This window comes from Burkholderia sp. RF7-non_BP4, assembly GCF_001521935.1.
GTDB classification, from domain to species: Bacteria; Pseudomonadota; Gammaproteobacteria; order Burkholderiales; family Burkholderiaceae; genus Burkholderia; species Burkholderia diffusa.
Genome location: NZ_LOTA01000082.1, coordinates 89,953 through 112,500 on the forward strand (window position 1 = coordinate 89,953; position 22,548 = coordinate 112,500).

At 60.0% G+C, this 22,548-nt stretch carries 25 protein-coding genes and 2 pseudogenes; 18 read left to right on the forward strand and 9 right to left on the reverse strand.

All coding sequences use genetic code 11. The features are described from left to right. Positions 1-162: 162 nt before the first annotated feature. The 4 genes and pseudogenes from WS49_RS25910 to WS49_RS25925 form a co-directional block, all read left to right on the forward strand. Positions 163-909, forward strand: a complete 747-nt coding sequence (locus WS49_RS25910; RefSeq protein ID WP_059534663.1) for a GntR family transcriptional regulator — start codon at positions 163-165, stop codon at positions 907-909. Between the two features lie 130 nt (positions 910-1,039). Next, complete coding sequence (locus WS49_RS25915; RefSeq protein ID WP_059534665.1) at positions 1,040-2,650, forward strand: gamma-glutamyltransferase family protein; 1,611 nt, start codon at positions 1,040-1,042, stop codon at positions 2,648-2,650. A gap of 113 nt (positions 2,651-2,763) precedes the next feature. After that, a complete protein-coding gene (gene oxlT / locus WS49_RS25920; RefSeq protein WP_059534666.1) occupies positions 2,764-4,038 on the forward strand; it encodes an oxalate/formate MFS antiporter in 1,275 nt (424 codons plus the stop codon). A gap of 142 nt (positions 4,039-4,180) precedes the next feature. Next, positions 4,181-4,981: pseudogene (locus WS49_RS25925) on the forward strand (bile acid:sodium symporter family protein); the annotation flags it as partial. Between the two features lie 289 nt (positions 4,982-5,270). Here the strand turns inward: WS49_RS25925 and WS49_RS25930 are convergent. From WS49_RS25930 to WS49_RS25950, 6 genes and pseudogenes are all read right to left on the reverse strand, one after another. After that, positions 5,271-5,750: a hypothetical protein gene (locus WS49_RS25930; RefSeq protein WP_059534668.1), complete on the reverse strand. Its 480-nt coding sequence runs from the start codon at positions 5,748-5,750 to the stop codon at positions 5,271-5,273. Positions 5,751-5,821: 71 nt separating this feature from the next. Further along, positions 5,822-6,751, reverse strand: a complete 930-nt coding sequence (locus WS49_RS25935) for a tyrosine-type recombinase/integrase (RefSeq protein ID WP_059534670.1) — start codon at positions 6,749-6,751, stop codon at positions 5,822-5,824. A 149-nt stretch (positions 6,752-6,900) separates the two neighbouring features. After that, positions 6,901-7,293, reverse strand: a complete 393-nt coding sequence (locus WS49_RS25940; RefSeq protein WP_059534672.1) for a DUF2471 family protein — start codon at positions 7,291-7,293, stop codon at positions 6,901-6,903. A 100-nt stretch (positions 7,294-7,393) separates the two neighbouring features. After that, positions 7,394-7,735 carry an H-NS histone family protein gene (locus tag WS49_RS34190; protein ID WP_244139215.1) on the reverse strand — a complete coding sequence of 114 codons (342 nt, stop codon included), beginning with the start codon at positions 7,733-7,735 and terminating at the stop codon, positions 7,394-7,396. Positions 7,736-7,818: 83 nt separating this feature from the next. Then, positions 7,819-8,514 (reverse strand): annotated as a pseudogene (locus WS49_RS36440) (helix-hairpin-helix domain-containing protein); the annotation flags it as partial. A gap of 9 nt (positions 8,515-8,523) precedes the next feature. Then, the gene (locus WS49_RS25950) at positions 8,524-8,844 is read right to left on the reverse strand and encodes an H-NS histone family protein (RefSeq protein ID WP_059534675.1); all 321 of its coding nucleotides are present in this window, start codon (positions 8,842-8,844) and stop codon (positions 8,524-8,526) included. Between the two features lie 232 nt (positions 8,845-9,076). On the opposite strand from WS49_RS25950, the gene WS49_RS25955 reads away from it, so the two are divergent. The 11 genes from WS49_RS25955 (at position 9,077) to WS49_RS35330 (ending at position 13,954) form a co-directional block, all read left to right on the forward strand. Next, positions 9,077-9,862: a site-specific integrase gene (locus tag WS49_RS25955; protein ID WP_244139217.1), complete on the forward strand. Its 786-nt coding sequence runs from the start codon at positions 9,077-9,079 to the stop codon at positions 9,860-9,862. Between the two features lie 288 nt (positions 9,863-10,150). Continuing rightward, entirely contained in the window at positions 10,151-10,504 is a 354-nt protein-coding gene (locus WS49_RS25960) for a nucleotidyltransferase family protein (protein WP_244139218.1), read from the forward strand. A 56-nt stretch (positions 10,505-10,560) separates the two neighbouring features. After that, positions 10,561-10,647: a hypothetical protein gene (locus WS49_RS36215; protein WP_257127712.1), complete on the forward strand. Its 87-nt coding sequence runs from the start codon at positions 10,561-10,563 to the stop codon at positions 10,645-10,647. Positions 10,648-10,801: 154 nt separating this feature from the next. Then, the gene (locus WS49_RS36220; RefSeq protein ID WP_257127705.1) at positions 10,802-10,936 is read left to right on the forward strand and encodes a hypothetical protein; all 135 of its coding nucleotides are present in this window, start codon (positions 10,802-10,804) and stop codon (positions 10,934-10,936) included. Positions 10,937-10,950: 14 nt separating this feature from the next. Beyond that, entirely contained in the window at positions 10,951-11,202 is a 252-nt protein-coding gene (locus WS49_RS35325; RefSeq protein WP_156441454.1) for a hypothetical protein, read from the forward strand. 41 nt (positions 11,203-11,243) lie between these two features. Continuing rightward, on the forward strand, positions 11,244-11,486 hold the full coding sequence (locus WS49_RS34205) for a hypothetical protein (RefSeq protein ID WP_059689152.1): 243 nt from the start codon (positions 11,244-11,246) through the stop codon (positions 11,484-11,486). Between the two features lie 7 nt (positions 11,487-11,493). Beyond that, on the forward strand, positions 11,494-11,898 hold the full coding sequence (locus WS49_RS25970) for a hypothetical protein (RefSeq protein WP_156441455.1): 405 nt from the start codon (positions 11,494-11,496) through the stop codon (positions 11,896-11,898). A gap of 12 nt (positions 11,899-11,910) precedes the next feature. Further along, positions 11,911-12,282: a hypothetical protein gene (locus WS49_RS25975; protein ID WP_059534680.1), complete on the forward strand. Its 372-nt coding sequence runs from the start codon at positions 11,911-11,913 to the stop codon at positions 12,280-12,282. Between the two features lie 71 nt (positions 12,283-12,353). Beyond that, positions 12,354-12,944, forward strand: coding sequence for an H-NS histone family protein (locus WS49_RS36445; protein ID WP_306453915.1), 591 nt, complete (start codon positions 12,354-12,356; stop codon positions 12,942-12,944). 53 nt (positions 12,945-12,997) lie between these two features. Next, positions 12,998-13,651 carry a hypothetical protein gene (locus tag WS49_RS34210; RefSeq protein WP_082725582.1) on the forward strand — a complete coding sequence of 218 codons (654 nt, stop codon included), beginning with the start codon at positions 12,998-13,000 and terminating at the stop codon, positions 13,649-13,651. Between the two features lie 12 nt (positions 13,652-13,663). Further along, the gene (locus tag WS49_RS35330; RefSeq protein WP_156441456.1) at positions 13,664-13,954 is read left to right on the forward strand and encodes a hypothetical protein; all 291 of its coding nucleotides are present in this window, start codon (positions 13,664-13,666) and stop codon (positions 13,952-13,954) included. Between the two features lie 816 nt (positions 13,955-14,770). Here the strand turns inward: WS49_RS35330 and WS49_RS25985 are convergent. Together WS49_RS25985 and WS49_RS25990 are read right to left on the reverse strand one after the other, a co-directional pair. Then, positions 14,771-16,510: a UvrD-helicase domain-containing protein gene (locus tag WS49_RS25985; RefSeq protein WP_059534682.1), complete on the reverse strand. Its 1,740-nt coding sequence runs from the start codon at positions 16,508-16,510 to the stop codon at positions 14,771-14,773. Continuing rightward, the gene (locus WS49_RS25990) at positions 16,507-18,777 is read right to left on the reverse strand and encodes an ATP-dependent nuclease (RefSeq protein WP_059534684.1); all 2,271 of its coding nucleotides are present in this window, start codon (positions 18,775-18,777) and stop codon (positions 16,507-16,509) included. The genes WS49_RS25985 and WS49_RS25990 overlap by 4 nt, the downstream gene beginning before the upstream one ends. A gap of 324 nt (positions 18,778-19,101) precedes the next feature. Between WS49_RS25990 and WS49_RS25995 the strand changes: the two genes are divergently transcribed. Then, a complete protein-coding gene (locus WS49_RS25995; protein WP_059534686.1) occupies positions 19,102-19,707 on the forward strand; it encodes a recombinase family protein in 606 nt (201 codons plus the stop codon). A 272-nt stretch (positions 19,708-19,979) separates the two neighbouring features. Here WS49_RS25995 and WS49_RS26000 read toward each other — a convergent pair whose 3' ends face one another. Beyond that, positions 19,980-20,225 (reverse strand): helix-turn-helix domain-containing protein, encoded by a 246-nt coding sequence (locus WS49_RS26000; RefSeq protein ID WP_059534688.1) that lies wholly within the window; start codon positions 20,223-20,225, stop codon positions 19,980-19,982. 318 nt (positions 20,226-20,543) lie between these two features. Between WS49_RS26000 and WS49_RS26005 the strand changes: the two genes are divergently transcribed. Both WS49_RS26005 and WS49_RS36565 read left to right on the forward strand, forming a co-directional pair. Continuing rightward, positions 20,544-20,786 carry an H-NS histone family protein gene (locus tag WS49_RS26005; protein ID WP_059534785.1) on the forward strand — a complete coding sequence of 81 codons (243 nt, stop codon included), beginning with the start codon at positions 20,544-20,546 and terminating at the stop codon, positions 20,784-20,786. Positions 20,787-21,554: 768 nt separating this feature from the next. Beyond that, positions 21,555-22,265 carry a DUF1016 N-terminal domain-containing protein gene (locus WS49_RS36565; protein WP_373557205.1) on the forward strand — a complete coding sequence of 237 codons (711 nt, stop codon included), beginning with the start codon at positions 21,555-21,557 and terminating at the stop codon, positions 22,263-22,265. Positions 22,266-22,548: the final 283 nt, after the last annotated feature.

Consider the following 22,548-nt stretch of genomic DNA (forward strand, 5'->3'; position numbering starts at 1 on the left):
GAATTCCACGACTCTTCCTTGGGGCCTGGGCCACGAGTCAGGCATAATTTCTCAGTTGACAATCAAATCGGTTCCGCATCGGCCGAAGATGCCACCAGATCCTCCAATCTGACTGGACCGGATATGCACGTTTCTTTCATCCTATTTGTCTATACCTAACGCGTGAACGCCCCAGACTCCACGCCGTCATCGCGCGCCGACCTCGTCTATGTCAGCGTCCGCGAGGACATTTTCGACATGCATCTACTGCCCGGTGATCGCGTCACGGAAGCCAGCATCGCAGAACGGTTCAGCGTGTCGCGCACACCCGCGCGCGAAGCGTTGCTTCGCCTGCAGAGCGACGGGCTCATGCGCGGTTACGTCAGGGGCGGATGGGAAGTCGTGCCGATCGATTTCAAGCGCTTCGACGATCTGTACGAAATGCGTCAGCTGATCGAGACGTTTGCCGTGTCGAAGCTGTTTGACCAAGACGGCGCCGTACAACCTGACGTCTTGCCCTTGCTGGAGCGGCTTGAGCATGTCTGGACGGTGCCGCCCGCTCAGCGGCTTCGTAACGGACGAGAAATGGTGGCGCTCGACGAAGCCTTTCACCAGGCGCTCGTCTGGGCTGCCGACAATGCGGAACTCACCAGCGTGATGCAGCGTGTGACTGACCGCATTCGCGTCGTGCGGCGCCTCGACCTCGTACGCGGCGACTGCATCGACGAAACCTACGACGAACACATCGCCATCCTCGACGCGATCCGCGCTGGTGACAAGGACCGCGCCATTGCCCTGATCGCGCGACACATTGAAGGCAGTCGTGTTGCCGTTCGAACGATGACGGCCGAACGCCTGAAACATGCACGCACCGCGAAAAGGCCGGATAGCGTGCCGTATGCACCACCGAGGGTAAGAGGACCGGCGTAACCGCCCCGCCTCCGGGCATCGACGCCCGAATGTTCAAGCGCGCGCCAGGCGCAGCAAGGGTTTGTCGCATCGCGGCATGCTGGCACATGGTTTGCTTGATATTCTTGTATACAAGCAAATCGAGCCCAACATGTATTCCGCTTATCTGAACCCGACGCGCGGCACGCGCGGTATGGCCGTCGCCCCGCACGCACTCGCCTCGCAAAGCGCATTGGCGATTCTTCGTGAGGGCGGCAATGCCGTCGAAGCCATGATTGCCGCCGCGGCAACGATCGCGGTGGTCTACCCGCATATGAACAGCATCGGAGGCGATGGCTTCTGGCTGATTTCCCGACCAGGGGCCGAGCCAATCGGCATCGAGGCGTGCGGCGCGGCCGCGCTGGCCGCGCACATCGATGCATACCGCTCGCGCGGTCTTGCCGCCATTCCCGCTCGCGGCCCACTCGCAGCCAACACGGTTGCCGGCACCGTGTCGGGCTGGGATCAGGCGCACCGATTGTCCCGAGACGTACTCGGCGGCAAGCTGCCCGTCAAACGCCTGCTCGAAGACGCGATTCATTATGCGAAAGCCGGGATGCCCGTGACCCTGAGCCACGCACGCTGCATCGAAAGCCGGCTCGCTGAACTCACACCGATCCCGGGCTTCGCCGACACCTTCCTGCGCGACGGACGGGGTCCCGCCACGGGCGACCGGATTACCGCACCGCGACTCGCCGCGACGCTCGAGCAGCTAGCTAACGCGGGTCTTGACGACTTCTACCGTGGCGACATCGCACGCAGCATCGCAGCCGACCTGCAGACGCTCGGCTCGCCAGTCGCGCTTGCCGATCTCGAGCGGCACGAGGCACGGCTGCGCGTTCCGCTCGCATTCCAGCACTCGCTCGGCACGCTCTACAACATGCCGCCGCCGACGCAGGGGCTCGTTTCGCTGCTCATTCTCGGCATCCTCGACCGCCTGTCGCCGGCAGACATGGACCCACTCGGCCCCGAGTTCGTGCACGCGTGCGTCGAGGCCACCAAGCTGGCATTCAGCGTACGCGACGCCCATCTCACCGATCCCGATTACATGCGCATCGACCCGTCGACGCTGCTCGAACCGGCCGCCCTCGACGAGATGGCCCGGCAGGTGTCCCCGACCCATGCTGCCCCATGGGGCGCAGGTCGCGGCCCAGGCGACACGGTATGGCTCGGTGTGATTGACGACAACGGCGTCGCGGTCAGCTTCATCCAGAGCATCTATCACGAATTCGGCAGCGGCGTGGTCCTGCCTGGCACGGGCATCAACTGGCAGAACCGCGGCTGCAGTTTCTCGCTCGACCCGACCGCACTCAATTCGCTCGCGCCCGCGCGCCGGCCGTTCCATACGCTCAATCCCGCCCTCGCGCGGCTAAGCGACGGTCGCACCATGGTGTACGGGAACATGGGCGGCGACGGGCAACCGCAGTCGCAAAGTGCGGTGTTCTCGCGCATCGCGCATTTCGGCTGGAACCCGCAGGCTGCGATCGATGCGCCTCGCTGGCTGTTGGGCCGCACGTGGGGGCAGTCGACCGACACGCTCAAACTCGAAGCGCGTTTCCCGCCCTGGACGATCGCGGCACTCGAGGCGTTCGGCCATGCGGTTGAAGTGCTGAAGCCGTATGACGAGGCGATGGGGCACGCCGGCGTAATCGTCAGGTATGCGAACGGACTGATCGAAGCCGGCTACGACCCGCGCAGCGACGGAGCCGCCGCGGGCTGGTAGGCGCCAGCACGCCCTTTTTCAATCGACGTTGTTGCGTATCCGGCCTGCCGGCCCGGAGGACGCCGTACGTCCGCGCCTGCCCGGTTGCAGGCATCCACCAAACGGAGAGCAACATGACTTCCCCTTTGCCAACTACGACGGCTGCCCGCGTTGCGAACGCGTCGTCGTCCACGACACGCGGCCGCTGGCTTCAACTCACCCTCGGCATCGTCTGCATGATGACCATCTCGAGCCCCCAGTACGTCTGGACGCTGATGGCCAAGCCGCTGGCCGCCAAGCTCGGCGTTGCGTTGCCGGAACTGCAGGTGACGTTCTCGCTGCTGATCGTGCTGCAGACGTTCTTTTCGCCATTCCAGGGCAAACTCATCGACCGCTTCGGGCCGCGGACGCTGATTTCGATCGGCACGGCCCTGTCCGGTCTCAGCTGGTTATTCGCATCTCACGCGAGCAGCCTGTCGACGCTGTATCTCACCTATGGCATCGTGGGCGGCCTCGGCACCGGAATCGTCTATATCGGTGTCGTCGGCCTGATGGTCCGCTGGTTCCCGGAGCGTCGCGGCTTTGCCGCCGGCGCGGTGGCCGCGGGCTACGGGATGGGGGCGATCGTCACCACGTTCCCGATTTCCGCGTCGCTGCAGGCACATGGCGTCGACACGACCTTGTGGATGTTCGGCATCGGGTTCGCCGTCGTCGGCTTCCTCGCGGCGCAAGGGCTGCGCGTGGCACCGTCCGCGGACGGCGTGGCCGGACTGACGGCCCAATCGTCGACAAGAAATCTGAGCCCATCGCAAATGTTCAAGACGCCCGTCTTCTGGCTGATGTTCGCAATGATGACGATGATGTCGACGTCCGGCCTGATGGTGACGTCGCAAATGGCCTTCTTCGCCACCGACTTCGGCATGACCACCGCCGTCGTGCTCGGCATGGCCGCGCTGCCGCTCGCGCTAACAATCGACCGCTTGACGAACGGCCTGACCCGACCACTCTTCGGCTGGATTTCCGACCGCTACGGACGGGAAAACACGATGTTCGTCGCATTCGGCCTCGAGGGTGTCGCGATGACCCTGTGGCTGCTCACGCGCGACAACGCGGTGCTGTTCGTGCTGTTCTCCGGCTTGGTGTTCTTTGGTTGGGGGGAGATTTTTTCCCTGTTTCCTTCGACGCTGACGGATACCTTCGGCCCGCGTCACGCCACGGAAAACTACGGCTGGCTCTATATCTCGCAAGGCATCGGTTCGATCTTCGGCGGTCCGCTTGCCGCGCTCATGCACCAGCACACCGGCAGTTGGGTCCCGGTATTCGCGTCGGCCATCGCACTCGACATCGCCACGGCACTGCTTGCGATCGCGGTTCTTAAGCCGATGCGTGCACACTTCCTGACTCCCTGAAATCAGTGCTTTTAGCGCCCAAACGCGTCGGACCCCGCACGAGTGAAAGCTTCGGCTACCGAGCGTTCGGGGCGCACGCCGCGAGATGCTCGAATGCGAGCACTCAACACCTCCGAGTCCTTTTCCAAGCCTGTGAAAATCGATGACCCGCTCCAATTTTCTGCCCGACAACTTCACCTTGGCGCTCATCGGAACGGTGGTCATCGCCAGTCTGCTGCCATGCCGCGGCATAGTCGCGATTGGTTTCAATGGCTTGACGACCTTCGCGATCGGGCTGCTGTTCTTCCTGCATGGCGCCAAGCTCTCGCGCGAAGCAATCGTAGCCGGCATGACGCATTGGCGTCTTCACGCCGCGGTCCTGCTCAGTACGTTCGCGCTGTTTCCGTTGTTGGGCCTGGCGCTGAAACCCATCCTCGCACCGTTCGTCACGCCCTCGCTCTATACAGGCATACGGTTCCTCTGCATGCTGTCGTCCACGGTGCAGTCGTCCATTGCATTCACTTCAATGGCCAAAGGCAATGTACCGGCGGCCGTGTGTGCGGCTTTGGTATCGAGCCTGCTCGGCATCTTCATCACGCTCGCGCTCGTCGGCATACTGGTGGCGGATGGCGGTGGCCACGCGGGCTCTGCATGGGATACGGTCGGCAAGATTGTGCTGCAACTGCTCGTGCCGTTTGTCGCCGGACAGATGTCGAGACCCCTCGTAGACCGACTGATCGACACGCACCGCGAGATGCTGAAGTTTGTCGATCAAGGCTCGATCCTGATGGTTGTTTGTGTCGCTTTCAGCGAAGCGGTCAACGAAGGCATCTGGCACACCGTTTCCGGGCAAGCGCTTTGTGGACTGATCGTCGCCAATGCCGCGCTGCTCGCTCTCGCACTCCTTGCCACGGCCTGTGCCGGCAAATGGTTGGGATTCACCCGCGCGGACCGGCTCAACCTTACGCCGGTCGAACTCGACCGACATCTGGTCCACCATGCGATCTCGAATACGAAGCACCTCACGATGCTGAACCTGGCGCCCGTTGACCTGTTTCGCAAGCGGCGTGAAGCCTAGACCCTCTGGAACCAAACCCGGTGCGTATTGCGCCGGGTTTTTTCTGCCTGCTGCCTCCTTTGCTATTGCCTATCGGACTGGGTACGTCATGGCGGGACCAACGCGAGCGCGATGTTCTCAACGATTCAACCCATCGTCATGGTCTTACCGAGCTGTCCGTCCGCATATTTGGAGCTTACGCGGTCGGTGGCCGGTCGAGGATGGCCGCGAGACGGTCTGCTGCGGGCGTTGGGGTTGCACGCGCGGTTTGCAGGCGGGCCCGCCCGACCACCAGGTCACGCGAATTGATCGAGATGCGGTCAATATGTCGGCCACGTGCGGCGGGCTGAGCCGATCGCTCATACGGATAACCGCGATGAATGTAGTCCTCGAGATCGGCTTCGACGAAGGCGATGTGATGTTGGCCTGCCTCGGTCAACGCGACGCAAAGCATGTCGCACGGGATGCCCGTCAGGTCGCGATCGGCGATCCGGTTGAGGATTCCGTCGCGGACGATGTGATCGGTGATCAGGACGTCCTTTGGGGCGCCGCAATTGTCGATCTGAATGATGACCTGCGTCGGATCCGATGAGAGTGTAAACAGTCGGTAGCAGCAGACGGCGATGCTACCGCTCGCGAAGTAGGCGAGGTCAGTGTAGCGCGTTACGTAGTCCATAGTGAATGCTCCAATAGCGAAAAAGCCAGCGAATGTGCTGGCTTTTTCAGGCTATCGAGGCGCAGAGGAAGTCAAGTCTGGGGTGCAGCTTGAGGCCCGCACGGGATCGTCGCCCGAATGCGGATCACGGTCCGCTGGCTCGTGAGGCCCAACAGATGCATGACGTCGTCGTTGCTTCTGCCGGCGAGCAGCAGGCGCCTGGCGAACGTGTTCCGCAGGGTGCGCGGGCTCATATCGGGGAGCCGAACGTTGATCGTGAGGAGCTCGTCTCGAACGATGCGGCCGAGCATCTCGTCGGTCATTGGCCCGCCTGCACGGGGTGACGGGAACAGTAGTGGGCTGTCGGCGGCGGCGGACAGGTTCTGCCATCGCGCGAGCGCGGGTTCCGCGAATTCGTCAACGTTGACCCGGCGTGCTTCGCGCGGGCCGCGCTTCGGTATACGGAGGTGTGGCCGCGCCGGCGACAGGTCGAGGTCGACGGCGGCCGCCTGCCGGATTTCCTGCGCGGTTATGCCGGTTGAGAGCAATAGACCAACGATGGCGCGATTACGCAACGCGCGATCGTCGAGCCCGTCGACGGCTCGGACCGACGCCTGCAGTCGATGGTCATCGGCCTCGAGAAGGTACACCGGGACGGGTTCATCCTCTGGCCAGGCCTGCGTCAGCGTATAGGCGGCCGCTGGATTGGTCTCGCGCACGCCGACGTCGACAAGATGTCGGCCGAGCCTGTCGAGGAGCTTCTGGTACCGCAGACGTGTCGTGGTGCCTGGCTTGCACCGACGATTGAGGTCAGCAAAGAACGATTCAAGGTGGTCCGGACCGAAGGTGGTCAGCGACCGCTGCGCGGCGGCGAGGTGGCGCATGAAGCGTTCGAACATGGCTTCGTGCTGGACGATCGACCGCGGCGAGAACGCGCGGCGATTGGCGCCGGCGGCTTCCGTGCGTTGCCATTGCCGATAGGCCTCGGTTGGTCCCGATAGCCAGAGAGTCGGTTCGTCCATGCGATCTTATATACTGAATATTGCCTACCTCAAGCATAACGCGAATCTACGATTCGCGTCACCTGTCTGCAAAAAGGAGGGGCAACCGTCCACCCGCGCTTGCACATGGACGCTGGTACGCACCCTGTTGAGCGCACAGAACGCGTCGTTCACGCCGCGTCCTTCCCGTTCCCGGATGTGGGCGTACCCACCAGAAGCTCTCGGACGCACCGATAGACAATCGGCAGCGACGGATCCGACTTACTCCAGTCGATGAGGCCATTGAAATCAACGCCCGGCATCGTAGCCGGTCCGATGCGCGGTAGAGCATCGACGACCACTGAGTCATTGCGGCTCAGAAAGGCCAAATCGGAAAACGCTTGCTCTTCGAGCTCAAGCAATAGTGTCCAGCTCAAGGCGTGTGCGAGGCCGGCGTTGATGTAGTGTTCCGCGAGCAAGGTCGCGATGCGTCGCAGATCGTCCGAGGCAAGTTCGAGCGCGTGCTCGTACCAGACTGGGTCGAATTCCGAACCGGGGCGACCATCGGTTGGGGCAAGATTCATAGCGGTCGACGATGAGAGGGTGCAGCGGCCTGCCACGCGAATGCCTGGCGCCGCAGGCGGCCGGAATGCACTGTGAATGTAACCAGCGTTCCGTAGAAGTTCAAGACCGGGCGCCGCGCTGATCAATTTTGAAGAGCACGCGGTCTTTGCCATCGATCCACGCTGGCGGGCGGCCTCGGCCATTCCATGTTGCGCTGGTTTCGGGATCGCGGTACTTGGCATCGGGACGGCGACGCGGGTGCTTCCGATGTGTACCGTAGATCTCGCGCGAACTGATTCCGAATTCACTAACGAGTTGGCGTACGTCGGACAGGGGTGTTGTCCGTGCCGCGTCTTTGGCAGCGTCGATTTCTGCTTCGAGCGCGGCCCGTTTCGCGAGAAGTTCCTGGTAGGTCGACATAATCTCTCCGATCGTGGTTGGTGAATCAATATCGACCAGCATAGCGAGGGAGTCAGGAAGTCAAGTTCCGGTCTCGATGTACGTTGAACCTTCCACGCGAGCGCGTCGGCCGGTACCCGAATCATTCAGCAGAACTCTCTCACGGTCGTCAGCAGCGCCCTGCGTAGCTCGGTCCGGTCGACGAGCTTGCGGGCGATCAGATGCCGCACCTTGCCGTCCGTCTGCCAAACGCCGTAGACGGCGAGTACTATGGCGCCGAGTGCTTCCCTTCGATACGTCTCTAGCAGCGTAGGTCGGAGGATTACGTTCACCTGACCCGTCTCATCCTCACGCGTCATGAATCGGACACCGTTGGCGGTACCCGGCCGCTGTCGAACCGTGACCAGGCCGCACGCGCGCGCAACCTATCCGCTGCGCAGCGTTGCCAGTTGGTTTGGCCGGCTTCAGGCGATCGTGCAGCCGCGCCAGCGGATGCCGGCCAAGAGTGAAACCCATCGGTCGAAAGTCCGTCACGATTCCCGCACCCTCGGTCGTTTGAGGCACCGCCGGCACTACGTCGTCACGTTCGGTGCCGTGCAGCAGACCCCGCCCGGGCACGCTGGCGGCGGCCAGCTATAGCGCCGCGCGTCGATTGCTGTTGGTGAGCGAACGAAGGCCATTCGCGCGAGCTCGACGCGAATGGCCGTGTCTTCGCCCATGCTGTTTAGGCGTGAGAAGCCCAGGTGCACCGGCGCCGACGTCGCCCCCCCTTCGATAGCGCAATCCCATGTGCTCACGTTTACGTCGACAGGCAGTATCTGGGCGCCGCGACGTTTCGCGTCCCCGTCAGGTTACTCGCCCGGCCACCATGTCTTCCCCGTTCGGTTGACTAGGTAGTCGTCGAGGTTCTTGCCCTCCAGCCATTTCGGACGGGGCCCGAACCCCGACCATTCCTTACCCGAGGATGGGTCGTAGTATTTCGCAGCAGCACGGCGTTTGCGTGGCTTGCGGAATCCCGTGGCCGACAAAAGCTCCTCCTCCGTGATGCCGTACAGTGCAACCTGGTCGCGAATTGCGTCCAATGCGGCACGCTTCTCCTCACGCTTCGCATCGACGAGGCGGTTGTTCAATTCACGCAACTGAGCCTGAAGGGCCTCGATATCAGTCAACATATTCGTTCTGGAGTTTGTTGGAAATCCGCAGGATGGTAGCCGAGAAAGCTACATCACTGAAACGCTGGCTAGACAGGAGGACAGCACTTTGCGGATTTGGCGTTCAGTCGAAAAGGTTGGCGAGGGGTTCTGCCGGCTTTTTCCGAGGACGCGAGGTACGGCGCGGGTTACACTGAAAAGGAGCGCCACACCGTCTCTCTCGTAACAGGCTCGAAACCGAGCATATTCCGAGATGGAGAAACGATGGAACCGAAGCGTCCAAAGACCCTCCCCCTCACAGATCCGGCACCTGCTGCGCGTCACTGACGCGACGAGCCGGCATTCTGAGCGCGACACGCTCGTGCTGTTGCTCGGATTCACATGCGGCATGCGTGTGTCCGAGATCGCCCAACTCGAGGTGGCCGACGTGCTGTTGCCGTCCGGCCGTCTCTGCGAGGAAGTGAGCCTTCGAGGCGCGATTACCAAAGGCTCGAAGGCCCGTTGCGTCTATCTGAGTCATCCCAAAACCGTCGCTGCCCTGGGGCGTTACATCGAATGGCGCTGGAAGCGCGGTACGGTGACGGCGCTCGACCGGAGCAAGTGGCAGGGACTTATGCCTAATGTGCTGCTCATCTTGACGCACAAGGGCACACGCTACGAACTGAGCGTGAAGCGTCGCGTCAACTACGACGGCGAAACGGTCGAATATCTCGCGGCAAACAGCCTTCAGAACTATGTGACCGGGTTGTACTGTGCCGCTGGTTTCGGTCGGGGTTTTCAAGCCTCTCAGGTCGCCGGACCTTCGCGAGTCGGCGTGTTGTACAGGGCCACTCGATTGAAACGGTGCAGTTACTGCTCGGCCATGTCCACCTCGATCACGTCGCGCCCTATCTTGAGGTTTCCAGATTGGCGCGTCGCGAAGCAATGGCGGAACTTGGCGGGCCGTTTTCGGACTGACGAGGAACTTCGCGGTACTGGCTCAAGTACCGACGGCGAATACTGGAAACACAGGACGTGTGCCGGACCGGAAATCCAATGATATATTGGTGTACATGAACACGTTATCGCTACCAATAACGATGGGCAACCGTGCCCGCATGCGCGAACTGTGCACGCTCGCTGGATCGCAGGGTGAAGCTGCCAGGCTCATTGCGAAGCAAACCAGCCGCCCGTGCAGCGTGAATGCCGTGAAGTCGTGGACTTGCGATCCGGATACGTCGCGCGCACGGACCTGTCACGACTGGGCTGTTGAAGCGCTCGAGAAGGCATTGAAGAAACTGAATAAAGCGAGTCGAAATGGTGTACATGTACACCAAACATGAGAGGCATGACCCCGGAGATTTCCCTGATGAATTCGTCTGTTGACCCGTTAACGGCCCGCGCGGCAGATGTTTTTCTGAAGCGCATCGCGGTCCGCTATTCGGTAAGCCGAGCCATTCTTTTTGGCAGTCATGCTCGACACGACAACACCGACGAGAGCGATGCAGACATCGCCGTCATTCTTCGTGGCGAGCATGGGGAGAGCACCGATATTGCACTCGATATGGCAGGCACGTCCTTCGACGTGCTGCTCGAAACCGGTGTTCTAGTCGGAGCATTGCCGCTTTGGGAGGATGAGATGGAGCTGTTCAGCAATCCGGTACTGATTGAAAACATTCGTCGTGAGGGTATTCCGCTGTGAGCAAGACGCACAAGGACTACATGGCGAAGGCGGGCCGCGTACTCGAAGAGGCGCGTATGCTACTCAAAGCCGGAGGCTACGAGGGCGCGTGTAATCGTGCGTACTACGCGATGTTTGATGCCGCACGCGGCGCTGTTGGGTAGTGGTGTGGAGAAGTCGCCAGAGACACATAGCGGGCTAATCGCCGCATTCGGTTTGAAGTTGGTGAGGAGCGGGCTTATTCAACCGGAGTTCGGTAGGGCTCTGAGCGAGGTTGAGAGCTTGCGCGGAATCGCAGACTATGGAGTCGAATCGATCGTGGCCGACAAGGCCCTCTGGGCGGTTGGGCAGGCAGAGGACTTCATCGGCATGGTGCGCCAGCTGCTCGCTCGCGATCTGACCCAGAAGTTGGAAGATCCGGAACCGCCATCGACGCCCGGCATCGATATTTGAACGGGAGCGGTTTCATGAGCATCGAGTTAGTGCCCACCGTGCCACTCGTCGAACGCGCAGGTCGGGCATTCGCCGTACGCTTGAGCGATATTCCGCAGCCGTGGCTAGACCGTTTTCTCATTGCATTGCGCGGCTCCGCCTGCCCGGCGCTCGACGGCGAAGGTGAATGTGCGTATGCATGGGACTGGCAGGACTGGCTGCAAGGGACTTTCCCGCGGGGCCGCGCTGTAGAAATGTTCGATAGCCCCAATGGGCGCGGGCGCTAAACCCAAGGAAAACGTTGACGAAGTTGCGTCTGGAGGCTGCCATGAAGCGAGTGAAGCGGTTTTCGGAGTACGGGGGCTGGAAGATCGAGGCATCACCGACCATTCTTGCGAATCAGCGGCTCTTCGTTTCAGGCGTCATCGTTTCACGAGGCGACGAGCGCTTCATTTTCACTGACCTCGGCAACCGCGTGTATCGAGCGCAAGCCTACGAACGCGGTATCGAGTGGGCCAAGCGATGGATCGACAATAACTTCGTGTATGGTGCGCCAAGCCGACGCGGTTAGGAAAACTATGGACAACACCATTGAGATTGCGAGCAATGCCCGGTCGGCTGTATCGGCCTTAATCCGAAGATTGCTCGTTGCATACCGTGTGGCTGAGACGCCGCAATCTCAGAGGGACTTCCTGCTGCAACTGAGGGCGGTTAATGAAACGGTAGCTTTGATCGAGCCATTAACTCGCTTTAACCGTTTCACGGAATTGGAAGAGCTCGATGTGTCCGCAGCCGAAATGGCGGAACTGCTCTCGGGGTATCGAACCAACCTGACCCGACCCGAAGAAAAGATCTATTTTGCGCGAGTCCAGAACTGCGTATTGCGCGGGCAGGTGATCGACCGTCAGGCCGGGGGCGAACGAGTCCTTCGAATGATTCGCGATCTTCAGCGAGATAGCGACCACAAGCTTGTCTTGATGTAGGAAAGCGAGCCCATGGGATACGACGTTCACATCACGCGCAAAACGAATTGGTTCGACGACGAACCGCAGATCGACATTTACGAGTGGCGAGTTCTTGTAGCGTCGGACGAAGAAATGCGCCTCGACGGATACGCCGAAGCCAAGGTTGGCAGCGGAGCAGTCCCTCGCATGGAAAGCGAAGGGCTGGCCGTATGGGTAGCGTATTCGGGCCATGCAGCCAATGGGAACATGGCGTGGTTTGACTTCGGCAGAGGTGACGTTGTCGTCAAGAATCCGGATGCTGAGATACTCGTCAAAATGTGGGCGATAACCCAGAAGCTCGGGGCTCGGGTGCAGGGCGATGACTGCGAGTTGTACGGTGCTGATGGAAACGTCGTTACGTAACGATACAGCGATGTCGAACCAATGATCGCTCCGCTCTGGTGAACGTTCGCCAACTATAGGAAGGAAAAGCCATGACGCTCCCGTCCGGCAGCTACCTTTGCTGGGATCGAGTGACCTGCAAGGAATGCGCGGCAGTCGATCGTCCAATGGGCTACAACGACAAGCTGTCCGGCGACTTCTATCATGTCGACCGTACTTGCGGTTACCAGTGGGTCGCGATAACCGCCGAGGAGGAGGAACTCGCGGCCGAGGAGCGCATGAAGGACGCGCTCGGGACTGCGGGCTCCATGCTCGGTAACAGCAACCAGGAAAACGCCGGCCATGCCGGCGCAAGGAAAAGAGAGAACATGAAGTCGAAACCGACGGGCTACCTAGCTCTAATTGCGCAACGAGAGGCACTGGATGCGCAAATCAACGCCGCTCGCGAAGCCGAACGTGAAGCGGCGATCGGACAGATCAAGGCCCTGATGAAGGAGTTCGATCTCAGCATTCTGGATCTGCAAGAGAAAGGGCATAAGCGCAACTCGAGGCGCATGTCGACCGTTCCGAAGTACCGTGACCCTGCTACAGGTAAAACCTGGTCTGGCAGGGGCCGACAGCCAGCATGGCTCGGTAACGATCCTGCAGCGTTCCTAATTCAGCCCGACCTGCTCGCCATCTGAGTAGGGTAGCCGCCCTTCGACCATTGATAGGAAAGGAACTGTACAAAGATCTCATGAAACGCGGGAAACCAAAACTTACCCGTCAGGACGCGGAGCGTCTCTTTACGGGATTACCAAGCGGGAACACGAGCATGTCGGGCCGGCCGGTGAATCCATTCGAAGCCAGCGCGTTCGATACGGCCCAGCGCGCCGATGACGAACCCCGGCTCTGGAAAGACAATCTGATCACGCTACCGAGCGCGATTGCTTTGCCCGCCGGCTACGCGTCGCTGTCCCACTTGTGCGAGGCGATATCGCGCATTTTGCGGGTGAGATGGGTGAGAGAAGCTGGCCACGAGGTTGTTGCCGAGTTTCCTGAAGGATGGAAAGCCGTTCGCCCGGCCACTGGCCCCATTGAACTGCGAGATCCGTCGAACGTGGTGCGAGCAGTGTATGGCTGGGCGGAGGATGCCGAACTGCGGTTGTTGCCACGCTATCTGGTCGAGACACAGTCGAACAGTTCGAGCGGGATGGGCAGCTTGCTGGTACGTGATCGCGCCACTGGGCGGATTCTCGAACGTTCCTCGATCTGGTCGTCACTGACAGGCAGCAACCACCCGGATTGGGCTCGACTTTCAGGGTGGCTCAGTTTACGCTATCCGCAACATCTGGATCCGTTACGGTACTGGGACGATTGTGAGGCTAATGCCGACCTGGTCGGCACCTAGGAAACCAGGCAAATGAACATGGACCAAATCGAAGCCGAAGCGAGCGAATATCTAGCGCACACACTCGGTAAGTTCACATTCACGGACCTGACTGACGAAAAGCGTCACGCAGCGTTCATGCTTGCTTGTACGTTACCGGATCGGGCCGTTATCAAAGACTTCATCGTTGCTGCAAGCGAAGCGGAAGTAGTTCGCGCTGGCTGGCCAGCAAATGTTGCGCAGACACTCGCGCCTTTGGTCATGAGACTGGATAGCGTTTCGTATGCAGCGCGGTCTGCTTCGCTGTTCGAAACACGTAATTGAAAGGCCGGAAAACAGCCCCGTTGCGGAGTGAAGGAATTTTTTGACCGAGTACAAACGCACCTTTCGCAACACAGAAAGTCTCGCCGAAGAAGCGGTGACGCGATGCCATTGGGCCGTTTCTAACGGCGCGCGGCTACTCGGTTCTGCGCGACAGCCGTACGCAGACCGGTACCGCAATCGAGCAGTTTTTGCGTGTACAGGCACCCGATGGTCAGACACTGCAGATGCGAGTTCGATTGTGCTGGCGCCGCACCTACGAACGTGCGAACCAGGGAAAAATCGCAGCGGTGCAACTGCGCGCTCGATTGATCAATGATAGCTGGGATGACACGCTCGCTTTCGTAGTCGGGCGTGACCGGGCTGAGGGAAATACACATCATCTCTTTGTTCAGCGCGACGGCATGGACATCGCTTACGCCACGCTAATTCCCCGGGAGGAACTTGCGCCGATTTGGCGAGGCCAGCGTGATGTAAGTGCCGGCTTGATCGCCAAGGGCCTGCTCGGGAGGATGTCGAAGAACCACGCCATGAACGGCACTAGCCCTACAATCTGGCTTCAGGACGATCGTAACGCGCATGGTCATGAGGTCGCGGACGTACTGTGGAGCTGGCCCGGTGTTATTGATTTGGCCAAGCTCGCGGTTGCGCCTGCAAAGAGTGACGAGCCTGTTGACGACACTTACGATGACTGTCCGGTTGGTGACACGTGGCTCATCGGCAGCGACGGCGCTGAGCGTCGTCCCGTGGCGCGCTCTGAGGTCAAACGCGATCCGCAGGTTCGCCGCGCGGTGACACAGCTCTGCCCAGAGGGAGTCGTTATAGTGCCGGGCCGATATCCCGGATCGGGTGGTCCGCGAACCATCCCGACAGAGTCGCCATCGCGCCGGGCTCAAGCAGATGCGTGAAGAGCAGTGCCAAGCGCCTCTTCGGCCGCGAGACCGCGACATAGAACAGGTTGCGATAACGCTCGTAGTCCGCCGTTCGAGTACCGATCAGGCCAGGGTTCCCGGCCATCTTAAGATAGAGGTTGAAGTCGTAATCGTTCCAGCCGCGCCCGAACACGACGAGGACATTTTCGAACTGATCGCCCTTCACCCCATGCTTGGTTTCAAAAGGCGAGTGACCGTCGAGATATTTGCAGAGCGCGATGATCTCTTGGTAGGACACTGCGTGAAGCGCATGGAGCTCTTTGATGCGTCCCGTCAGCGGTTCGCCGCCCGCAAGCGCGTCCGCAAGCGCCTTCTCCTGGCGCACGACCGAGTCTGAGAGGATCGGCAGTCCGGTGGAGGACAGATATGCGAGCACGTCGCCGACCGTGCCCGTGTTGCGAAGTTCGCAGAGCCGCCTCATGGTGTCCGTCCACCTAGCCTTGTCGGCCGGCCCGTTCATCACCGGACGCTCAGCGTCAATCGCTTCGAACATCTTGCCGAACCGCTTGGTGCGGTAGGCCCGCGCCGCCGGTTCAAGATGTTCGTGGAAGTATGCGATGACCTCGTTGGCCTTACGCGTAAAGGAATCGTTGAACGCGAAGACGGCCCGCATCGAGTTGTAGCCCATCTCTGTCGCGAGCGCCCGGTGGGTTAGCATAAGGACCTTCGTGTCGCCGGCAAAATCCCAGCCAACGCTCTCCAGCTCGGAGCGGACATTGCTAAGCGCTCGCGTGGCTTCGGCAGCGGGGAGGCTGCCCTGCCAGTGGTTCGCCGTGAGCCGTCGCCCGCCCCATCCGTTGGTGTGGTAAACGTGAACTTCGCCCGGCGCAGCCGGGTCTTTCACCGCCTGGGCGAGCTCCGGGCGGATCAAGTTCAAGCTGTCGACGATTGGCTTCGCGCTGCGGAAGTTCGCCTTCTTGTCGATGCGCTTCAGCGCGTCGTGTGCGATCGAACCGCAGCCATCGCCATAAATCTTCTGCCAATGGTCACCGAAGAAGCCGAATTGCGGCGCGTGCGGCTTGCCGATGAAATGGTCCTTGATGCATTCAACGAGTTCGACGTTCGTGTCCTGGTACTCGTCCACGAGGATGAGCGGGAAGCGCGACGCCATCGCGTTGCGGAACTTCGCGAACTGCATGAGCTTGATAAACACCGGAAAGATGTCATCGTGGTGCAAGTTCGCCGTGCCATCTTCGATGGAGCGCCGACCGAGCGCGTACCCAACTGCCGTGATGTTCGCGGCGTCGAGTTCTTCGACGCGATCCACCCAGCCCGGCAGCGTGCGGACAAGCTCGCGAAGCCGTTTCTGAAACGGGCTGACAAGCATCCACGCAAATGCGTGGGTCGTGTCACAGTAGATCGCCGGATCGCCATCAGTCTGCGCGATGATCGTATCCCGCGCGACATTGGTGTAGGTGACGCACGCGACTTGCCGGTGCGTGCGTTGAAGCTCCCGCGATTGGTCCTTCAGGATGTAGCGAAGCGCAGCGATCAGCGAGTAGGTCTTACCGGCGCCAGCGCCCGCCTCGAACACGAAGCTCGACCCGTCGTTGAGGCAGTCTTTCAGCGCTTCCCAAGCGGCGGCGGCAGCGGCTTCAGCTGGATTGGGGTGAGTGACCCCGCTCATATGGCTTCACCTGAAAGTGGCGTGTCGGTGAGTACATTGATCGCATCGATGGCCTGTGCCTCGGCGGCGAGTGCCACGCTAGGATTGGCGACGGCAACATTACTCGCGGCGAGCCAGCGCATGCCCTCTTCAATATATCGCGGCGTGACCCAGTCGGTTCTCTCAATCGCGTAGGTCAGTGCGAACTTTGACTTCTTCTGCTTCGCGGCCTTGTCCTGGGCAGCTTTCGCGAGTGCGTCATTCGTCGCGCCAGTAATGCCGAAAAGGGTCTGGTTCGCAAGAATGAACGCGTCTTCGAACGTCCGACCACACGGCCCGTTTGACGCTTCCGGCACCTGATATGCGAGGCGCAGACTGCCGCGAGTCTTGGCAGCGTTGTCTGCCGCCAATGCCGTTGACAGAGGGAACAATGTCGCCCCATCCGCTACTTCTTCCTCGTCGTCGTCAGCAGTCTCGGCGACGGCTACCTCTGCCGTCGCCGAAGCTGCGGCCATCGAAGCCGCTTGCGGCATGGGATCACGTGTTGTCGTCTGTTTATCAGCAGGCGTTTCGGGCACCGGGGCCGGAGCTTCGACCGTGTTGAACCAGTGTTTGATGCAGGAATTGCTCGTGGTCTCCCCCTCGTGGACGAGACAAGCTTCGAGCTTCTTCTTCGAGTTACGTTTGACGGCGTCGAGATCAGTAATGATCAGACTGCGCAGGCCCAGGAATTTGAGAAGCGGAATGAAGAGTTGCGCATAGGCCCCGCCGACCTCCATGATCGTAATGTATTGGCTGCCAAGCTTCAGGGAGGGATCGACAGAATCGAGGGCGCGCATTACTTGCGGCAACATTAGCCGCTCCGTCGTTCCTTCAATCAGCACTGCCTTATCCGCGAAGAAGAGATCGCAGCGCGTCAGCGTGAGGTACTGATGCAGGAAGTCAGACGCAGGGCCTTTCAATCCGGCGAGGTCGCTGCTGAGGTCCTTGACCTGAGTACAGCGAACACCAACCGGCAGATCCGTCGACGTCACGGCGAAATAGCGGATCGTGTCGAAGCGGGCTTCATTCGCGACGTGCGGGGAGTGCGTCGAGACGATGAATTGCACCGGCCATGAGACGTTCTCGCCCTCCAAAGCGCAGAGCTTTTTAACGATCTCCGGCAACTGCCGAATGAAGACCTCCTGCATCTGGGGATGTAGATGGGCTTCGGGTTCTTCGATCACGATGAGCTGCACGCCAGGCGCGTTCGCATGCGCCCGGTACTCGCGGAAGAAGCCGACGATCTTGAGCAGGATATAGAGGAGGTTGCGATACCCGAGCCCGTTGTAGGACTCTGGTAGCTGCACGCCGCTGTAGCTGGCGTACTGAATTTTTGTGAAGTCGGACAGAAGCTTGCCGACTTCGAGCTTCGTCTCCGGCTGCAGTGGCACGTTGTCCAAGCCCGGATACCCGAAATACTCAATCGCAGGCATGAGTTTCGCGAGCTCTTTCTTGAAATCCGTGTCCATCCCCGACTGGATTTCCTCAACGGCCTTCTTGAGCCCGTCCGCGATATTCTTTTGGGAGCCGTCCGCCGTCGAGACGGAGGCGCTTTGGAACAGGCTCTCCAGCACCTTTGCCAGCACGTCAGTGCTACGGGCACCCGTGCCGTCGAGTGCACGCTGGGCGTTCACAAAGCCGAGCGACAGCAGGTTTGTGACAGCCTTGGGCGTCACGTCACGCGTATTCGTCGGGTCCTGCGGGTCCTCGGCCCACATCCGCGTCGTGAAGAGCGTCGGCACGCGGTCGGTCAAGCTGCGGAAGAGCGCCAGGCGATCCCCATCAGAGTGCGATTCGTCGGGCCCGTGTAGGATGGTTTCCTCGTGCCCCTCGAATAGGTCTGCAATCCGGCCATCGGCGAGGCTCCGCGAGCACACGATGACGGCCTCGGTGCAACTGTCGTCGGTATCTATAACGAACTCGCGAAGCGGGCCGAACTCAGGAACAGTCGGGTCGAAGCCCACATGAAGTCGCAAATCGATTGACGGCACGAGCGCCCGAACCTCTTCGACGCCAGCACCTTTTAGGTATGCTCGGTGCGCCGCGCAGAATTTGTCGTAGCAGGCGCTCGAGAAGTCCTCGATCTCGAACGTGCTCCGTTCAGACAGGAATTTGCGGATGATGTCTGAGAGCGAGGTCTTCCCGCAGTTGTTGCGTCCAACCACGACTGTGGTCTCGTCTTCGAGCTGCAGAGAAATATCATGCAGCAAGCGGAAGTTCTTTATTTTTATTGTCTTTATATTCACGTAGTCGTCCCACCTGAAAGATTCAGTGTGACTAATTTACACTCAGGATGCGGCTAGCGGTAGTACGGACTGGAAGAGGCCGGAGCAGCCCTCGCGCTCAATGGATTCAACAATCCTTAGCGCGATGCTGTTTCCAATATTGCCGGGGCAACTCCAAGAACAAATCGCTGCGTCGGTTTGCTAGGTGAGCATTGCTTTGTTCCATTTGGGTATACCTGTGGCGAACAGGTAATTCCGCAGAATTTCCGTTCCGATAGAGTTGACAGAATTCCGGAACAATTTATAATTCGGAACGATATATCAACGGAACAACGTGAACTCCGAATGCGACGAATCTATTACGGGCGGGTATCAACCCTTGATGGGCAGACAGCCGCGAGCCAATACGCCGACGCCGCCGAGCAAGGCATTGATCCCGACGATGTGTTCATTGATGAGGGCGTGAGCGGGTATCACGTGCCTCCGTCCGAGAGGCAACAGTGGCAACACGTAGAGCGCGACCTACGTAAGGGCGGCGTCCTAGTGGTTCGCTGGTTTGATCGTATCTCTCGCCGCTATGACGAACTCCACGCGACGATGCAGCGCTTGATAACGAAGGGCGTCCGCGTGGAATGCACGCTCAACGGCATGGTGTTCGACGGGCAAGAGACTGACCCAACCCGCAAGGCCGTCCGGGACGGAATTCTGGCATTCATGGCCACTCAGGGTGAAGCCGATTACCGGAACCGTCGCGAAATGCAGGCCAGAGGAATCGCCGTCGCCAAGGAGGCTGGGAAGTACAGGGGCCGTAAGCACGCCGTCGATTACGCGGAAGTTCGTGCATATCACGCAGAACACGGGGGCTCCGTGCGAGCCCTGGCCGAGCACTTTGGTGTGGGGGTCGCCACCGTCTCCCGCGCACTGAACTCGGCAAACCCAACCGACGAGTAATCTAGAAGAGAACCACATGAACGCAGCGCAAGCTGCTGCCACCGCACTGCCGCTGCCGACGTTATTAAAGCGGCCGGCCGAGCAACCGCCGATACGTTCAGCCACTTTGGAATGACCACGGGCTCCGCGTTAGCAAGGCCCGTCTGTCGGCCCATTGACTGAACCTTGCGGCATCGAGATTACCCCTGGCCAGATAATGCAAAGCCGCCCGAAGGCGGCGGCGCGGCGCTATGGTCTTGCCAGCACGACTAGTTCTTCTCGCCTGCCCGCGCCTACAAACCGGCGTCGCGCAGTAGCTCAGAGGGAAGGACTTGTATCGCTCGCGCAATGCGAACGATGTTCATGAAGGTGACGTTTCGCTCTCCGCGCTCGATCTTGCCCATGTGCGACCGGTCGATTTCTGCAAAATCGGCCAGTGCCTCTTGTGACATCTCCAGTTCCTTGCGGCGAGCGCGAATTGCCGCGCCGAGCGACACAAGGTTTCCGTCCTTATCAAGTTTTCCCGAGACTCTTGCCATGGCTTGAATCGTCGCGCTATGATGCATTCAAGGACACGGTATTTACGACCCATTTTTAGTTCGTCATGCCGCTTGGCTGCCATGCTGAGCTAAAGGTTGCTCTGATTTCCGACTGCCATTGGCCATTCGTTTCTAGTTCTGTTCGGTGTTCGCGATGACGCAGGAGCCGGTTCGGCAGTCCTAGACGAGAATGGTCACGTCGGTTTGCGGCGTAGCCGTGCCTCTCTCAATCGAGGTATCTATTGTCGAGGACCAACAGTGACGACTTTGCAAGAGCTACAAAACCAGATCCGGCAATTGCAGCAGGAGGCGGAGGCGATGCGGAGGGAAGAAGCAAGCGTGGTCATTACCAAGCTACGCGCCGCTGTTCTTGAATTCGGCATTACGCCCGACGATATATTCGGCGCACGCGCCAAGCAAGTCCGGCGCTTGCCAAGAAGTCCCGCTACCCAGAAATACCGCGATCCGTTATCGGGGGCGACATGGAGCGGGCGGGGGAGAGCGCCGCGATGGATCGCGGGCCGCAACCGCGACGACTTCCTCATCACTGGTGCTCAATAGTCTTTTTGGCCGCCATCGCGACGTATCGCCGCGCTGACCGTAGGTGCAGCAACCCATGATCCAACTCTTGGTTTGTTCGGGGGATGCTGCATCAGCGACATCCTCGGGCAATCACGGGCAGCCTACTGGTCCTGATCCCGGCGCTCTTGGACCGTTCAGCACAAAGCCAACAAAAAAATTTGCCGTACCTGAAACGGGGTGCATGACACCGCTCAAAGACGAGGTCCGGGTCGTTGACCCGCCCGCCACCGGCCTTATTGCTCCGAAAGACAAGCGGTCCGCTGCGTCGCGCATTTCGCGCTCAGATGGCTCCGTCGGGAGTGGCCGATCGCCCTCGGGAGTTGCAACGTCTAGTCAAAGGAGTTGACCGTTCCGGAGCGAACTATCGGCCACTGGCTTCCTCTGCTGAGATTCGGGCGTCTGACCGGCAAGGGAATCGACGGTCGTTGGCGAGCTCGTTGCGTTCTGCAATTGACGTGGCAGTTATAGGGCTCGATCGACTCTCCCCCTAGTCAGGCAAGGCATTGCCTCATACCGGGTGCAGCAGGATAATGTCCAAACTCTTTTTTCTGACGCATTGCAAGCAAAAGGCTGGATGACAAATTCCCTTGCCCTGCAGGGTGACGAAGACTATCGCCGCTGGCTCACGGAGCTCAAGCAGTGGGTCGAGCTTGCCCGTGCACGCGCCGCCGCAAGCGTGAATCGCTAGCTGGTGACACTGTACTGGCAGATCGGTAGCGACATTCTCGAACGTCAGGAATGACAAGGGTGGGTGCGAAAGTCATCGATCGGCTAGCGCAGGACTTGAAGGCTGCATTCTCCGACATGTGGGGATTCTCTCCGCGTAACCTGAAACACATGCGTGCCCTGGCACAAGCATGGCCATCGTCGGAATATGCGCAGCAACCTGCTGCACAATTGCCGTGGTTTCATCTATGCACCTTGCTCGACAGAGCAAAGGATCCGGCGGTCCGCGATTTGTACGCGAGCAAGGCGCCTGAGCACGGTTGGCCCCGCAACGTTCTCGCGATGCAAATTGACACGCAAGCACATGCGTGGGCGGGCGCGGCCGTAACCAATTTTGATGCACGATTGCCGCCGCATCAATCTGATCTGGCGCGCGAAGTGCTAAAAGATCCGTACATTTTCGACTCCCTAGGCTTGACCGAAGATGCTCAGGAGCGCGACATCGAGCAGGGGCTTGAAAACACAGAGCTTTCGACGGAATCGAAGATGCAGACACTATCAACTTTTGTGCGAGCGGAGGAGTTTGGCCAACCGGACCTGCTTCATACGTACATCGGGCATCTCGTCAGCCTGGGCTTGGTTTCATATACGAATGAGCATCAATGGGTGCGGTCCCCGGGGATGGTTAAGTGCGGCATTCCCAACTGCCAACTCCTGTTTATTCGGCTCAATGGGTTCGGGAAGTTGTTTCATCGTGGATGTTTGTCGGGTGGAATTGCGGACCAGCAATAAGAAAACGCTGGCCCGGCCGGTGCCAAGGAAAACATAAGGGGGAAAGGCCGATGACAACGATCAGCGAAGCGGAATGGCAGGCGAGGTTGAAGCAAGCCGAGGGCTTTGCAGGAGCCGACACCGAATGCTCGTTGTGTGGCGGAGCTGGAGGATGGCCCGAACTTGCCGGCTTCGTCGCGTGTAAGCCGTGCCATGGGACCGGATCGACCGCTCCATCCCGCACGAGCGGGGACTAGGAAAACCCATTGATTCTGTACACCTCAATAGATGGCATAATTCGGCG